Source organism: Mesorhizobium sp. L103C131B0 (assembly GCF_000502275.1).
Classification (GTDB): domain Bacteria; phylum Pseudomonadota; class Alphaproteobacteria; order Rhizobiales; family Rhizobiaceae; genus Mesorhizobium.
On record NZ_AYXC01000045.1, the window covers coordinates 1 to 14734 of the forward strand.

The following is a 14734-nucleotide window of genomic DNA, read 5'->3' on the forward strand; positions in this document are numbered from 1 at the left end:
AGGGCCGATAAGCGATACCGTTGCCCACAACATGGCACGCAATGGTCTGCTGCAAGCAGCGCGTTGCAATGCCGACTTGCGCCTGCAGGTGCAATCGGCCATTCTTACCGTCGGTGCGTACCTTGTCGTCAGGCAGGAGGCTACGGCCGGGGTCATGATTGTCAGTTCGATCATGATGGGGCGTGCGCTGGCTCCGGTCGATCTGGCCATTTCAAGCTGGAAACCCTTCCTCATGGCGCGCCAGAGTTGGGCGCGGCTGGAGGACCTCTTGGAAAAGGTTCCTGAAACCGCTCCTGTTGTGCCTATGCCTGCACCTGAACGCGAACTGCGCCTCGAAAGCGTGACAATTGTTCCGCCCGGCGAAAGCAAGCCGACCGTGACCGGCATTGCGTTTGCCATTCAGGCGGGAAGCGCACTCGGGGTCATCGGTCCATCGGGCTCGGGCAAGTCGACACTCTCGCGCGCCATCGTCGGCGCATGGACGCCGGTCGCCGGGAAGGTTCGCATCGACAGCGCAAGCCTCGATCAATGGGACCGGGAAGCACTAGGCCGTCATATCGGCTATCTGCCGCAAGGTGTTGAACTGTTCGACGGCACCATTGCCGAAAACATTGCTCGTTTTGAACATGATCCTGACCCTGAGGCTATTGTCGCCGCGGCGAAAGCAGCGGGCACGCACGAACTGATCCTCCGATTTGAGCNATGATCCTGACCCTGAGGCTATTGTCGCCGCGGCGAAAGCAGCGGGCACGCACGAACTGATCCTCCGATTTGAGCACGGATACGAAACTCCGATTGGTGAGGTCGGATCGGCACTTTCCGCCGGGCAGCGCCAGCTTATCGGTCTTGCCCGTGCCCTTTATCGAGACCCGTTCCTTGTTGTGCTGGATGAACCCAATATCCATCTCGACGCGGAAGGCGAAGCTGCAGTCGCTAAGGCGATCGCCTCTGTGCGCGAGCGCAAGGGCATTGCGGTTGTTGTCTGCCATCAGCCGAGCGTCATCCGCGCCGTCGATTTGGTGTTGGTGATGGAAGGTGGACGGCAGCGATCATTCGGTGCGCCTTCCAAAGTCCTGAAGGCCATCGAGTCTACACAGGATAACGTGGCAGAGCGCGCTGACATGGAGGATACCGGTGTCCGGCATTGATCAGAACAATGACGTTTCAAGCTCCATTCGCCGCCACCTGGTGGCGGGCTTTCTGGCGAGCGTGATCTTTGTGGGAGGAGCCGGAGCCTGGGCGAACTTCACGAATCTCTCCGGTGCGGTTGTAGCGTCCGGACACTTTGTCGTCGTTTCCTATGTCAAGAAGGTGCAGCACCCGACTGGCGGGGTGGTGGGAGAAATCCTGGTGCGCGAAGGCGATAAGGTAAAAGCCGGCGACATCCTCATGCGGCTCGATGCCACCCAGGCGCGCGCTAATCTCGCCATAGTCACCAAGCGGCTCGATGAGCTGGCCGCCTACCTAGCTCGACTCGATGCTGAGCGTGACGATCTCGCGGAAATCCCCTTCCCGGACTGGCTACTCGCCCGAAGAGATGTTCCGGACGTAGCTTCGGCAATAGATAGCGAGACGTTGCTGTTCGAATTCCGCAGGCAATCCCGCGACGGGAAGCAGGCGCAATTGGCGGAACGCATTACTCAATATCACCACGAGATCGAAGGACTCAAGGCGCAGGAAATTGCCTGTGAAAAAATGATCGAGGTTCTCCAAAAGGAAATTGCTGTTCTAAGTGGGCTGCGCAACCAAGGCATTGTCTCGGACCAACGGTTGAACAGCCTGAAGATCCAGGTTGCCACTTTCGGTGGCGAACGCGGTGAGAAGATCGCAGATCAGGCACAGACGGCAGCCCGCATAGCCGAAACGCGCCTGCAGATCCCGCAGATCGATCAGGATTTCAAGTCGGAAGTGGGCCAGGAGCTCAGAGAGGTTCAGGCGCAGGTCGGGGAGTATGTTGAGCGCAAGGTGGCGGTTGAACAGGAACTGCGGCGGATCGATATCGTCGCGCCGCAGTCAGGCACCATTCAACAACTCGCAATTCATACGGTCGGCGGAGTGATCACGCCCGCCGATCCGATCATGCTGATCGTGCCGGAAGGCGACGATCTTGCGCTTGAAGTACGAATCACCCCGAAGGACATCGACCAAATCCAGCTTGGTCACAAGGCCGTGCTGCGGATGTCAGCCTTCAATCTGAGAACCACGCCGATATTGAACGGATATGTCAGCCGGATCGCAGCCGATCTGGCGACGGATGAAAAAAACGGCATTTCGTACTACCTGGTGCGCCTGTCGGTTCCGCAGGCGGAACTGACGAAGCTCAAGGGCCTGACGCTCGTGCCCGGTATGCCGGCCGAAGCGATGGTCCAGACGGGTGAGCGTACGGCGCTTTCCTATTTCGTGAAGCCGCTGTCGGACCAAATCAGTCGGACATTCCGGGAGGAATGAAATAACCCACAAGAATCTATTGTTGCTATTTCTGTTGGTTGTCCGCATGCTATGTGCGTGGTAAGATCTGAAAGCACAGACATTTCCTACTTGCCTCTGGGCACCGCTTGTTTCTGTAATATTCAGCTGATGTTGCACCATGTTGCAACTGAGTATCCTTGGTTTCCAACGGTTTTTACTGGTGCGCGGCTGATGGACGCGACATGAAACGCGACATGAAAAACCCGCCACCAGCCGCAGCGGGCTGTTCGTTTCTCTTCTGCGGAATGAAAGTCAGTCAGTGCCGCGTGGCTGACATCGCCTCGAACATATCCCAAGCCGCATCTCGGTTTCGGTGCTTGCCGGGAATGGGGACCCAGCACTGCTTCGCAAAGATCCGAGCTTCTAGATCGTCAGGATGCGTATCGGTCACAAGCGCCGCCCAGTCCCACTTCCGGGCTTCGCGGCGCATCACGTCGACCACAAACCATCGCATGGCAGTTTCCTTCTGAACGAAAGATCATTGCCGTTCACTCAGCGGCCTGAAGTCAACGCCGACAGTCTGCAAGACGAGCAGCGCACGCGTGGCTGGCGAGGGCACCGTTTCCCATGTCGGGCTACAACTCTCGGTCATCGTAGCGGGAAATGGTAATGCGCCGCAAGAGTGTTGCAGGGCACGAGGGCTGTTTGGCGGTAGGGGTTGCGCTCGCGAGGGTAGATGTCGCGCATAAGCAGCAGACGTTCGAAGAACAGCCACTCACTGTAGGCTTGCAGCAGTTCCTCCTCGGAGGGCAGAGGCGCCGGTTGCGGCGAGACATGCGCCGCGGCCGCGCCTCTTATGGCCGGAATAGAGGCGATGGCACCGAGCAGGGCGCGGGAAAATCTTCTAAAGGGAAGGCAGCGGCCATAGCTTCGCCGGCCTCCAGAAGAGGGGTGTTAGGCATTTGGGTCTGCATTTGCGATAACGTTGCACTAATGGTATAAGGCTGCACGTATCGTACAGTCACTTTAATGTAAGGTTTAACTAAAATGACACTTTCGCCATCTCAATGCCGGGCAGCCCGGGCGCTTGTTGGATGGTCGCAGGATCAGCTGGCAGCGGCCTCCCAGGTGGCCAAGACGACCATTGCCAATTTCGAAGCTGGCAAGCGGACGCCATACGACCGCACGTTGGTCGACCTGCAGGCCGCTCTGGAGGCTGCCGGGGTTGAGCTCATTCCGCAGAATGGAGGAGGCGCCGGCGTGAGGCTGGCAAAGCCGTAGCCGGGCCGGCGCTTGCGTTCGCGCTCAACCGACGCGAAGCTGCCTTTTGAGGAACGGGAGGGCATACGTATGGCAATCAGATATCGGGCGACGACAACGATCCGGCTCAACACGGATGGCAAATGGGGTGCTTGGATGTTGATCGTGTCTCCGCTGGTGCAGGCGATTAGCTGGTACTACTATTTTGCGAAGCCGGACTATGGATGGCTCGGCCTTATTGCCCTCACCAGCGTGACAGTGCCCTGCGGCTTCGTGCTGCTACTGATCGGCCGCGACTATGACAGTATCGTAGACGAGACGAACTGACGCCTCGCCGATGGAGCGGCGCGATGCCCAAGGACAATACGTCTGGCATGCAGCGGGGGGAGGAAGACCTAGGCTGGCGCGTCCCGATGGGCTTTGCCGCGTCGCTCTGGCTGCATTCCTGCATAGATCGGACGTTCAAAGACCTGGATATCGAGGATGACGCGGTGGCGCGCTGGCGGCCCTTCAATGGCAAGCAGTCCATCGTGATCGACCCCCATCGTTCGTTCGGTCAGCCGATCGCCTCCAAATATGGCGTCCCGACCGTGGCGCTTGCGCAAGCTGTAGAAGCCGAAGGATTTGTGGAAAAGGTGGCGCGCCTTTTCGATGTCTCAGCTACCGCTGTTAGAGACGCCATGAAATTCGAAGAGAGCCTTCAGAGTGCCGCGTGAAAGCCCTGGTCGACGAAAACCTGTCGCCCGCTCTCGCCCGTTCGCTAAATGCCCTGTTCGCCGGGGAGCATGAGATCGTCCATATCAGAGAGAAGTTCGGCCCCGGCGTGAAAGATGTGGCCTGGATCGCCCAGCTGAGCACGGAGGGGGCGTTGGATCGTCATCTCTGGCGATCGACGCATTACCCGGAACTCGCGGGCGGCGCGATGTTCGAACTTCCAATAAAGAGCACGCGCATCGAGCAACTGAAGGTGTAGTCTAAAGGCAATCGCTACACTTTCGCTTTCCGCCAGCCCGCCCACCACGCTTCCCATTGTGAGCAGAACCAGCGCTCTCCTCGAGCTGTGTTGACGCGCGTAGCAGAGTAATATTCCTGCCCCGGCATATGGTAGATATGCTCGCCGCGCTCGTTAATGTTGCCCTTGATATCGCAGCCCGCCTCGCGGACAGCCGCGTTGCTGGCCGACGAATCGCCGCCATGGTGAACGCGCGGCAGCTCGTGCCGATCGTCGCCGACTGCAAGATAGCCCGCGGAAGTCGCCCCGAGCATCACCAGAACGGCGGCGAGACGATAGCGGAAAAGCGAGCGCCACCAAGGCCGTCGCCTCTGCAACCTCCTGGCATGAACAGAATTGCCCATGATCCCTTCCCCGAGGCGAGAATGCATCGTCTGAAGCCGGGAGTCCAGTATCAGGCCGCAGCGCTGTACCCCGCTTCCTTGATGCGGCGCCCGCGACGCTCAGGCGCGAGACATGGTCGGCACGACCGCTTCCCTCCTGATGGTGGCGCTTGGCGCCTGGCCCTATCGCTCCCGTGAGAGTAGGCCAGGAGGTCAGGCAGCGTGGCATGTAGGACTATGGTCCGCGTTGCGGCGAACCCCATCAAGCGGAGATCGCCAATGGCCCAGAACCAAACCTTCCGAACAGCTGTCTCGGGCTGAAATCCGAGCGCTTTCTGGCGGCAGCCGAAGCGGCTGCAAAAGAGCATCGTCGGGCCGCTTCTGCGATCGATTGCGCTCAGAAGACGGACCCCGTCAACTCCACAATACAAGTATTTGACCCGGAACATTAGTGGTCCCTTAAGCACTTCTCCACAAGCGGTACTTGTCCGGCTTGGCGCGTTTTGCTAATGAGTCCGTACAAACGGGGGTTTGGATAATGTCGAAACGCAATTTCCTGTCACCAATGGCCTTGTCGGCCACGATGATTCTCGGCGGCCAAGTTCAGGCTGCAGTCCTTGTCGAATCGGCAAATCAGCCTTCGACCAAGCTCGCTGAAGCTGGCACTGTCCCGGCGGACCTCGGCTACGGTGAGGTGCTAGATCGCTCAAATGGTACGGACGTTATCATGGCGTACCACACCAGCCATTCGAGCCATGCTAGTCACGGGTCTCACTGCTCTGGCTACAGCTATTGTTGATGGCGGACACCCCTCGCGAGAGCGAGCTCGTCCAGACTGCCCAAGTCAAGTTTGATCTGTCAGTCTTCAGCCTCGACTGTGTAAAGCGCGCAGCGTATCGGGTAACCGGCAACGCTGCGGTTGAGATCACGATCGAGGGCGGCTTCGCAGTATGCACGATCAACTTCAGCAAGGCGGCCGCGCGAACTTCGGCCGACGCAGCGGTAGAAAGACTGCGGCTAGAGGTCTTGGATCAGGACCTGCGTAGCAGCATCGCCGCCGAAACCGCCACTGTTAGAAACGCGATACTGGCGCTTGCGTTTTCCAGATCGGGCCTGCAGTCCGATGACTAAGTTTGCTCCGGCAACTGAGTTCCAACGACCGTTGGAGGACACTTATCAGCTCGCGTACTTTCGTTTTTCCCAGTTGGACGACGAGCGGTATGTGCTGACCAACCAAGCGGGCGAATATCTGGTATTGCCGCGCGCCGTGCTGGCTTCGTTTATCAGGCACGAGCTTCCCAGCACACACCCCGCCTACTCCCGCCTGCGCAGCAGGCAGTTCCTCTTTGATGCATCCTCCAATATCGGCAAGGAGCTGCTGGCGCTGAAGGTTCGGACCAAGGCAAGAAGGCTTGAGAACTTCACCTCGCTTCACATCATGGTCGTGTCTTTGCGGTGCGAGCACTCCTGCCCCTACTGTCAGGTATCTCGCCAAAGCGAAGATCGTTCAGCCTTCGATATGTCAGAGGAGACTGCCGAGAAGGCGTTGGCGCTCATTTTCCAGTCTCCAAGTCCGGCTATCAAGATCGAGTTCCAAGGCGGCGAGCCGCTCCTGAATTTCCTGTTGATCCAACACGTCGTGCATCGGGCTGAAGCGATCAACAAGGTCGCCGGGCGGTCGCTGCAATTCGTCATCACGACGAATCTCGCCGTCATCACCGACGAAATCTTGGAATTCTGTCGCGTGCACAGGATTTTAATTTCAACGTCGCTCGACGGAGCGGCCACTCTTCACAATGCCAATCGACCGCGCCCGGCAAAGAACAGCTACGAATTGGCTGTGGCAGGTATCCACAAGGCCAGACTGGCTCTCGGCCATGAACGCGTCAGCGCACTTATGACAACGACCAAAGCCAGTCTTCCACTGGCGCGCGAGATCATTGACGAATACGTGCGGCTAGATTTCCCCGGAATATTCCTTCGGCCGCTTTCCCCTTACGGCTTCGCGGTCAAGACGAAATCGTACGCAGCCTATGACGTGGACCGCTGGCTCGATTTCTACTTCGACGGGCTGAATTACATCCTGGAACTGAACCGTAACGGCATTCCTTTCAAGGAGTTTTACGCGGCCACCATCCTTACAAAGATGCTCACGCCTTTCGAGCCAGGATATGTGGATCTTATGAGCCCGGCAGGCATCGGTATCTCCGCCGTTGTCTATAACTATGACGCCAGCGTCTACGCGTCCGACGAAGCACGAATGTTGGCCGAAATGGGCGACAAGACATTTCTGCTCGGGAATGTCCACGAAAACACCTATGGCGAGATTTTCGGGTCCGACGCTCTCCTCGATCCTATCGAGCAATCTTTTGCAGGCTCCGTACCGATGTGCGCCGACTGCGCTTACGAGCCGTTCTGTGGCTCCGATCCAGTATTCCATACCGCAACGCAGGGCGACTTTGTTGGCCTCAAAACGCGGTCGGGATTCTGCAATCGCAATATGTCGATCTTCAAGAGGCTGATCGACCTTATGGAGAGGGACGTTACCGCCCGAGAACTCTTTCTAAGTTGGGCGAATTAGGATGTTGCGACTGAGTGGCTTCGCTGTGTCAGCAAGCGTCGGTGATTTCTCACAGCGAGTGGCACTTAGGCTCGTGACGGGCCAAGCTGACCAAGCGCCTAACCGAGAACATGATGCGTATCTTTTCAAGGGGCAGACGTTTCATCCTGAATGCCAGTGGGTTGTCACCTTTGAGGAGCATCGGCCGGAAGCTGAGCGACTGTTTTCAGACCGACGACTAGTCGTTCTGCCCCACGAGTTCGACTACCTTAGCGAAGGAGACGTCATCCGCTTTGTGCCGGATCGAAAGGCAGTGCGTGTCCTGTTCAGAAAGGATGCCAACGCGAACTATTTCCTCGTAACGGAGCGGTGCAACCACCTGTGTTTGATGTGCTCCCAGCCACCCAAAGACGTTGATGATCGCTGGTTGGCGAGGGAGATTTTGGATGTGCTGCCCCTGCTGCCCGTAACGACCCCGTTTCTCGGGATCACTGGCGGTGAGCCAACGCTGGTGGGTGAGGACTTTTTTGACATTTTGTCATCAGCTCGTGACCACCTTCCGTCTACGCCGGTTCATATTCTTTCCAATGGCCGGACGTTCAAGGATCGGCAATTCGCAGAGCGCTATCAAGGGATTGGACATCCTCGTCTTTCGGTCGGCATACCGATCTATTCCGCCGACCCGGAAGTTCACGACTACGTGGTTCAGTCCAAAGGCGCCTTCGATGAGACCATCCGCGGGATCATGAACCTGAAGGCCGTCGGGGCTGAGGTTGAGATACGAGTTGTCGTTCACAAGCAGACCTATGAAGGTCTCGTCGACCTGTCAGATTTCATTTTTAGAAACCTCACCTTCGTAGACCACGTGACGTTTATGGGACTGGAGATCACTGGCTTCACAAGGGCAAATATGGATAAGCTCTGGATGGACCCGTACGACTATCGAAGTGAGTTGCGGGCGGCTGTGCAATATCTGGCTGCGGCTAGGATCAATGTTTCAGTCTACAATCACCAGCTCTGTCTTCTTGATGGCTCTATCCACAAGTATGCAAAGCGGTCGATTAGTGACTGGAAAAATGCGTACTTGAACGAGTGCACAAGCTGCTCCAAGCGCGCCGAATGTGGTGGCTTCTTTTCATCTAGCCACCTTGCACGAAGCTCCCATATCTCGGCGTTTCAAACAAAATAGAACATCAGATTGGTTGAAAATTACGAAAGCCGTTCGCCCGGTGGGATAACCTAGCCTAAATCTTAGAAATACAATCTGTGCGCTGCTGACTCGGATAGCGATTGGAGAGAATATGACCTTCGATTTTAAAAATGCGTCCAAGGCGGAGCTTCGAATTGAGTATAAACGTATCGCCGATGAAATCGGCGACGATCAATTTTTTACAAAGAAAGAGCTAAATCACCTTCCGGAGATTCTTTCAGACGGTGAGCAGGTATTGGCATTCACTTCTGGGCTCATGGACGGCGACACGTGGCTCATCACCCTGACAGACCGACGTATCATCTTTCTCGACAAAGGAATGATCTACGGCCTGAAGCAGGCCAGCATAGGCCTTGACAAGGTAAATGCTGTTAGCGGCAAAACGGGGCTCATCTTTGGTTCGATCACCATCGAAGACGGAGCTTCGCAGCGGCACATCAGCAACGTTTGGAAGAAGACTGTTGTCAAATTCGTAAATAAGGTTAGGGATGCACTGGAGCAGAGAAGGCAGCCAGCTCCAGTCTACAATCAACCGCAGGGTACCGACGTGGTGTCAATGCTTGAGCGTCTCGGCGCTTTGAAGGCGACCGGAATCATCACAGATCAAGAATTCGAACAGCAAAAAAGAAAAATACTGGCAGGATAATGGAATTTACAGGGGTCGTTGTCGGGATTATACTCTTCATCTCTATTTATTTTTGCGTCGGTATTACCTTGCGCTTCATTTGGGAGTGGTGGATACTCGTTATGTCGACCCCATCGCTTTTTGCGGCAGCTCTGCTGTACGGGTGGATTGGTGCACTTGTATCCATAAGCCTTTGGGCCTGGACGCTTACCTTGAACAACTCGTGGCACTCGAGTGCGGTGTATTTCAGAGGCGCAGATTGGCTTGATAGGCGGTTTAACTTCAAGGATACCTAGCCGCTGCGGTTCCTCGCGCCCAGAGCCGTTATGACTATGGCGGGGCTTTAGTGTTTTTATCGAGGAAATTCAATGAAAGTAAACGTCATCGGATTGACGGCAGCATTTCTACTCGGCTGCACCGCTTCCGCATACGCTGATTGCTTGGGTGAAAGCGACTACAGGGTCTGCACAGATTCCTATTCCGGCAAAAATGGGGATCAACATGTGAGATCGTACGATACCGAAGGAATAACTATTCGATTGACACCGAAACTCTTCGCTTTCCGAACGGAGGCCAAGAGGTCACCAGTAGCGATAGCGAAGGAAACTCCTACTCCATTCGCTCCTGGACAGACAGCACCGGAACTCATTCCGTGGACACTGAAGGCAACGAATGCACCATCACGCCATCAGGTACGATGATGGGATGCGGGGAATAGTGCGATGCGATGAAGAAGTTCGGCGTCTTTGGCTGCACTGGTTGCGTAGCCGCCATTATCATAGGGTGGCTGCTCGGTGTGCGCATATTGGTAGTTCAACCGATCGGAGCCATTCCTGAGGGTGTAACTGCCATAGTATATGGGGTTCCGGATCTGCATCTCGTTGACAGTCCGGATGCCATCTGCCAACGAACCCAAGGGGGCGTCAGTCTCCTATGTAGAGGAATGACAGCTGCGGCAATTGCCAACCACGGCAAGATCCTTGCTCGGCTACCCTACAGCGAGATGCTTTTTCGTCTTAGCGGCGCTCCCGTTCTTGACCGGTAAGCCGGACGGCTTTCGATTTGCGCATATGTTGTTGTTGCACATCAGGGTATACTTGGAAGTGACACCAAAGCGTCGGGTTCAGCAGGGTTGCGCTGGGCAGCCCGGTCAGCGTCCGACACTTGCGGACGCTCCGTTATAAGACATTCCCTCTTCCTCTCGGGGGCGCGCGCGCCACTGTTCGACCCGCTCGTCGACCCATCCTACGGATGGAGCCCAGGACCTCGACTTGCTGGCCGTTTATGGACCGGCCGCTGGGTTGCTTTTCGGCATCGGCACACCAAGAAGCTTTGGACGCCTACGAGGTAGTGGCAGCTCGCTGAAGCGCCTAGCTCGCCTAATCACTTCGGATAAGATCGTCGTAAAGCGAGAGATATACGAAGCTCCGCCAAACGGGGGGTGCGGCTCGCAGCAGCAACAAATTTGCGTCAGGCTTCACGGAAGCTCTTGAAAAGATATGCCGAGCGCAAAGACCATACCCAGCCGTGGGACATGGCCGGTGCAGTTGGGGGTGCTTGTGGGGCTTAACCGCACCGGCCACTGCGGGAAGATATGAGACCCCCACTCCTCTGCCTAAGATATAGGCATATTAGCAAGCGAGCAAATTATCTCGCAATGCCACCTTGAAGGCTCAACCGCGAAGCCAACTTAATTCCGAGAGAGCGGACGGAACTGGTGAGCGCTTTGTCGAACCCCGGAAGCAGTGAGCATCTTTGGGCATTGGACCTTGCCGACCTGCGCAAGGAGTTTGGAAAGTTTCGTCAAGAGCGCGGGACAACGCCCCTTGAGTGGGACGAGCACACCGAAGCTGTTCCTTGAAGAACGACGGGAACGCCGCCGGGAACCGGATTTGTCCGAGCCGTTGGGGATGGCTAGGCTAGCGTCGCGATCATCATTCACCTTCCGGCGTGGGGGTCTTGTTGTCAGCCTTCGAACGCATGCACACACACACCCCGGAACTTTTGCCGGGTCGCCGTGTTCGTTGGTGATGACGAAAATTGTTGACCTTGGACCGCCTAAGCCCGGCAAGCCACATGACGCTGACTGGCCGGAGCATTTCCATGCGTGCCCCATCTGCGGCCAGCAGGTAGACCGACACGACTTCCGGCAGGTGATGTGGCACGAGCAGCCCGATCACGAGCCGCTCGATCTCAACCAATAAAAAGCCTGCCGCCCTTCCGGCCGCGCGGGCTGACGACAGAGACGTCACACCGCAAGCCTCACCAGCAATGGAACAATCGGCCATCACCGTCGCGGCCCTGAGGGTACCCAGCCGCAGGAGGGTCCTAAAGCCGCACAACCTTGTCGAGATGCAGGCGTATCCGCTGGCCTTCTGCGAAGGCCAGTGCGAACGATTCCAGGGCGAATGAGCGTGTAATTTCCTGGTCAGTTTCAATGATGCGGACGACCCATTCGCCACTGGCTCCGACCACTTCCACGCAAGGCGCGGCCTTGCAGATTGGCACCACGTTGCCCATCACGTCCTCCCTACGAAAAGCAATGGCGAGTCGACTTAAAACCGTCGTAGCCGGTAGATCAATAACAATTGCTTGTTCGGATCGGACGAACCAACCTGGATGGGCAATACGACCGGGGGCTAATGCCACTTCGGTCAGGCGAACCCTCCGGGGAACCTACCGTGAGATAGCCTCTGCTTCAGGTCGTTGGCATTCAGGATGGCGGCCAGCTCTTCGGCATACTCCATGTCGGGAAGGTCGACAGATGGGTGGCCCGCTACAATAGCCGGGAGCCCGGTGAACACGTCGAATACCGTCCACGTCCCATCCGGTTCCTGCCTTTCGTCGTACCGCAGAGTTGCCATGAGGGGATCATATAGTCACCCTTAGGTGTTGGGAATATTTGGTCCACGGAGGCTCGCGATCCGGAGCGCTGATTTCGCCGCTTTGAAGATTGCCGATCTCGTCGACAGAGATCAGGCCGCTCAATCTGCGATCGAACTTTATGGGATGGAAGCACCGACCGCCGTGGCGCACTGCGCTTTGGAGGCGCATTTCGACGGTCGACCAGATGACTACCGCTTTTGGTGCGATGTCTTTCACCAACTGAGAAAACCAAACTGACGGAACTTTGCCGCAGCATCTTGTTCGGTCGCGCATGGCTAGAATAGCCGACCTTGGACCGCCTATCCCCGGCAAGCCACACCAACCGCAGGACTGTGACGATCGATTTCACGCATGCCCGATCTGCGGTCAGCAGGTCGACAAACGCGATTTCCGCCAGGTGATGTGGCACGAGCAACCAGATCACGATCCAATTGAACTGGATCAGTGAGGCAGGAACAACTTGGCAGCCTTGAGGGCCACGTCACACTAGGAAGGAAAGCGCGGGCCGGACCCTTTGCCGCCGGCCGGCAGCGGTAAGGCATCCTCACGAGCGCTGCGGTGGACCAACTTTTCCATTTACGCGTTGTTCCTAAAGCAAATGAAAGGTCGTGTCCCATCAGGTGGTGTAGCTCGGCGGTAGCGAAGCCGCTCACGAGCGCGCCGTTAGTAGCGCTGTAGCCAGCGAGCGGGGTGTGGGTGGTCATCGGCGCTTTCCGGTAGGGTTTGGTTGTTGACGCCAACCCATTTCGGAAGGACCACCGATGACCGACGACATGATGAACCTGCGCACGCTCGTGGAGAAGACCCCGGATGCCGATCTGCTGCGGGAGATGATCGGCTTTGCCGCCGAGCGACTGATGGAAATGGAGGTGGGCGCGGCCACCGGCGCCAGCTATGGCGAGAAGAACCCGCTGCGGCTCGCCCAGCGCAATGGCTACCGCGACCGGGACTGGGAGACGCGGGCCGGCACGGTCGAGCTGCGCATCCCGAAGCTCAGGAAGGGAAGCTACTTCCCAGGTTTCCTCGAACCGCGCCGCATGGCCGAGAAGGCGCTAACCGCCGTCATCCAGGAAGCTTATGTGCAAGGCATCTCGACCCGGTCGGTTGACGACCTGGTCAAGGCCATGGGTATGAGCGGCATATCCAAGAGCCAGGTCTCGCGGCTGTGCGAGGAGATCGACGGGAAGGTGAAGGCCTTCCTCGAGCGGCCGATCGAGGGCGATTGGCCATACCTGTGGATCGACGCCACTTACCTGAAGGTCCGCCGCGGTGGGCGGATCGTCTCGGTCGCCGTTATCATCGCCGTCGGCGTCAACGCGGACGGCCGGCGCGAGGTACTGGGCATGGAGATTGGCACCTCGGAGGCCGAGCCGATCTGGACAGAGTTCCTGCGCAAGCTGACACGTCGCGGCCTGCGCGGCGTCAAGCTCGTCGTCTCCGATGCTCACGAAGGCCTCAAGGCGGCCGTCACCAAGGTGCTGTGCGCGACATGGCAGAGGTGCCGCGTCCACTTCATGAGGAACGTGCTGGCCCATGCCGGCAAGAGCGGCCGCAGGGTCGTCTCAGCCTTCATCGCCACCGCTTTCGCCCGGGAAACGCCCGAGGCCGCGTCCGTACAATGGCGCGCCGTCGCCGACCAGATCCGGCCGAAGGTGCCGAAGCTGGCGACAATCATGGACGACGCCGAGCCCGACGTGCTGGCCTACATGACCTTCCCCAAGGAACATCGCGCCAAGCTCCACTCGACGAATCCGATCGAACGTCTCAACGGCGAGATCAAGCGGCGCACCGAGGTCGTCGGAATCTCAGGCCGAAACGATTGTCAACCAGAGGCGCTGAGGGAGCTATACCTCACGTTTGGGTGTTGCTCTCGCGCAATAGCTAAGTCGGCAAACGAAAGAAGTCGCTCGGTTTTCAATAGCCGGGCGCTCTTGCTCATGGAACAATCAGACTCAGCGCGAGTTTGAATGCGACGATGAGCAAAGATTACGCAATAGAATCATCCGTTTGTATCGAAATGGCACGGTCGCTCCGATCATGTCTGGCGGAAGAGCGAGCGCTCATGCACCATTTCCGGGAGGAACTCGCCTCGGCACGGAGTGACAGTGTTTACTCCCGCCAGGACCGCATCAGATTCGAACAGCAAAAAGCCCCTGCCGTGGGGCTAGGGCTTGATGGGATGGCCCGCGCCTGCTTCCGAGGCTGCGCGGGCCATCCCATGACGAGTGAGGGACGCATCTTGGTCACCGGCACGGACCGCTGAAGAACGAGCCGGTTGTAGCCAAACAGCCTCAGAGCGGGAATGTTCCCGCCTGACGCAAAAACACCCGTGGCTCAGCCAGCGGGCTCTGTTGCAGGGGCACTGTGCACGGGGGCGGCGTCTGCCGTCAATGCAGTTTGCCGACTAGCCGAGCGTATTCGGCTTCAGCCCTGCCATATGACCCATCAG

The 14734-nt window shown here is 57.5% G+C and carries 13 protein-coding genes and 3 pseudogenes; 11 read left to right on the forward strand and 5 right to left on the reverse strand.

The window, feature by feature from the left end:
* A pseudogene (locus tag X730_RS1000000167190) lies at window positions 1–1148 on the forward strand (ATP-binding cassette domain-containing protein); the annotation flags it as partial.
* Window positions 1135–2448 (forward strand): HlyD family type I secretion periplasmic adaptor subunit, encoded by a 1314-nt coding sequence (locus X730_RS135665; RefSeq protein ID WP_023724595.1) that lies wholly within the window; start codon window positions 1135–1137, stop codon window positions 2446–2448. The pseudogene X730_RS1000000167190 and the gene X730_RS135665, both read left to right, overlap by 14 nt.
* 277 nt (window positions 2449–2725) lie before the next feature.
* Here the strand turns inward: X730_RS135665 and X730_RS135660 are convergent, their stop codons facing one another.
* Window positions 2726–2923 carry a hypothetical protein gene (locus X730_RS135660; RefSeq protein WP_023750022.1) on the reverse strand — a complete coding sequence of 66 codons (198 nt, stop codon included), beginning with the start codon at window positions 2921–2923 and terminating at the stop codon, window positions 2726–2728.
* Between the two features lie 533 nt (window positions 2924–3456).
* On the opposite strand from X730_RS135660, the pseudogene X730_RS0135195 reads away from it, so the two are divergent.
* The 4 genes and pseudogenes from X730_RS0135195 to X730_RS01000000165050 all read left to right on the forward strand — a co-directional run.
* A pseudogene (locus tag X730_RS0135195) lies at window positions 3457–3684 on the forward strand (helix-turn-helix transcriptional regulator); the annotation flags it as partial.
* Window positions 3685–3759: 75 nt separating this feature from the next.
* A complete protein-coding gene (locus tag X730_RS135655; RefSeq protein WP_023672248.1) occupies window positions 3760–3996 on the forward strand; it encodes a hypothetical protein in 237 nt (78 codons plus the stop codon).
* 23 nt (window positions 3997–4019) lie between these two features.
* Complete coding sequence (locus X730_RS135650; RefSeq protein ID WP_196814863.1) at window positions 4020–4385, forward strand: hypothetical protein; 366 nt, start codon at window positions 4020–4022, stop codon at window positions 4383–4385.
* A complete protein-coding gene (locus tag X730_RS01000000165050; RefSeq protein ID WP_023672250.1) occupies window positions 4382–4642 on the forward strand; it encodes a hypothetical protein in 261 nt (86 codons plus the stop codon). The genes X730_RS135650 and X730_RS01000000165050 overlap by 4 nt, the downstream gene beginning before the upstream one ends.
* A gap of 14 nt (window positions 4643–4656) precedes the next feature.
* On the opposite strand, the gene X730_RS0135200 is transcribed toward X730_RS01000000165050, so the two are convergent.
* Complete coding sequence (locus X730_RS0135200; RefSeq protein WP_031197527.1) at window positions 4657–5025, reverse strand: hypothetical protein; 369 nt, start codon at window positions 5023–5025, stop codon at window positions 4657–4659.
* 777 nt (window positions 5026–5802) lie between these two features.
* On the opposite strand from X730_RS0135200, the gene hxsD reads away from it, so the two are divergent.
* From hxsD to X730_RS135625, 4 genes are all read left to right on the forward strand, one after another.
* Window positions 5803–6135 (forward strand): His-Xaa-Ser system protein HxsD, encoded by a 333-nt coding sequence (gene hxsD / locus X730_RS135640; protein ID WP_023672253.1) that lies wholly within the window; start codon window positions 5803–5805, stop codon window positions 6133–6135.
* Entirely contained in the window at window positions 6128–7585 is a 1458-nt protein-coding gene (gene hxsB, locus X730_RS135635) for a His-Xaa-Ser system radical SAM maturase HxsB (RefSeq protein ID WP_023827848.1), read from the forward strand. Before hxsD ends, hxsB begins: the two co-directional genes overlap by 8 nt.
* Window position 7586: 1 nt before the next feature.
* Window positions 7587–8753 carry a His-Xaa-Ser system radical SAM maturase HxsC gene (gene hxsC / locus X730_RS135630; protein WP_050588172.1) on the forward strand — a complete coding sequence of 389 codons (1167 nt, stop codon included), beginning with the start codon at window positions 7587–7589 and terminating at the stop codon, window positions 8751–8753.
* Window positions 8754–8865: 112 nt separating this feature from the next.
* Complete coding sequence (locus X730_RS135625) at window positions 8866–9420, forward strand: PH domain-containing protein (RefSeq protein ID WP_023706350.1); 555 nt, start codon at window positions 8866–8868, stop codon at window positions 9418–9420.
* A gap of 1913 nt (window positions 9421–11333) precedes the next feature.
* On the opposite strand, the gene X730_RS1000000167990 is transcribed toward X730_RS135625, so the two are convergent.
* The 3 genes from X730_RS1000000167990 to X730_RS135610 form a co-directional block, all read right to left on the reverse strand.
* Window positions 11334–11687, reverse strand: a complete 354-nt coding sequence (locus X730_RS1000000167990) for a hypothetical protein (RefSeq protein WP_155922557.1) — start codon at window positions 11685–11687, stop codon at window positions 11334–11336.
* 40 nt (window positions 11688–11727) lie between these two features.
* Complete coding sequence (locus X730_RS135615; protein WP_023672259.1) at window positions 11728–11919, reverse strand: hypothetical protein; 192 nt, start codon at window positions 11917–11919, stop codon at window positions 11728–11730.
* Between the two features lie 134 nt (window positions 11920–12053).
* A complete protein-coding gene (locus X730_RS135610) occupies window positions 12054–12263 on the reverse strand; it encodes a hypothetical protein (protein WP_023672260.1) in 210 nt (69 codons plus the stop codon).
* A gap of 783 nt (window positions 12264–13046) precedes the next feature.
* On the opposite strand from X730_RS135610, the pseudogene X730_RS135605 reads away from it, so the two are divergent.
* Window positions 13047–14090, forward strand: a pseudogene (locus X730_RS135605) (IS256 family transposase); the annotation flags it as partial.
* Window positions 14091–14734: the final 644 nt, after the last annotated feature.

Bases quoted from the DNA above. Each gene is read 5' to 3' on its own strand.
- X730_RS135660 (WP_023750022.1), bottom strand. From the start codon at position 2,923: ATGCGATGGTTTGTGGTCGACGTGATGCGCCGCGAAGCCCGGAAGTGG.
- X730_RS135655 (WP_023672248.1), top strand. From the start codon at position 3,760: ATGGCAATCAGATATCGGGCGACGACAACGATCCGGCTCAACACGGAT.
- X730_RS135650 (WP_196814863.1), top strand. From the start codon at position 4,020: ATGCCCAAGGACAATACGTCTGGCATGCAGCGGGGGGAGGAAGACCTA.
- X730_RS0135200 (WP_031197527.1), bottom strand. From the start codon at position 5,025: ATGGGCAATTCTGTTCATGCCAGGAGGTTGCAGAGGCGACGGCCTTGG.
- hxsD (WP_023672253.1), top strand. From the start codon at position 5,803: ATGGCGGACACCCCTCGCGAGAGCGAGCTCGTCCAGACTGCCCAAGTC.
- hxsB (WP_023827848.1), top strand. From the start codon at position 6,128: ATGACTAAGTTTGCTCCGGCAACTGAGTTCCAACGACCGTTGGAGGAC.
- hxsC (WP_050588172.1), top strand. From the start codon at position 7,587: ATGTTGCGACTGAGTGGCTTCGCTGTGTCAGCAAGCGTCGGTGATTTC.
- X730_RS135625 (WP_023706350.1), top strand. From the start codon at position 8,866: ATGACCTTCGATTTTAAAAATGCGTCCAAGGCGGAGCTTCGAATTGAG.
- X730_RS1000000167990 (WP_155922557.1), bottom strand. From the start codon at position 11,687: ATGGCCGATTGTTCCATTGCTGGTGAGGCTTGCGGTGTGACGTCTCTG.
- X730_RS135615 (WP_023672259.1), bottom strand. From the start codon at position 11,919: ATGGGCAACGTGGTGCCAATCTGCAAGGCCGCGCCTTGCGTGGAAGTG.
- X730_RS135610 (WP_023672260.1), bottom strand. From the start codon at position 12,263: ATGGCAACTCTGCGGTACGACGAAAGGCAGGAACCGGATGGGACGTGG.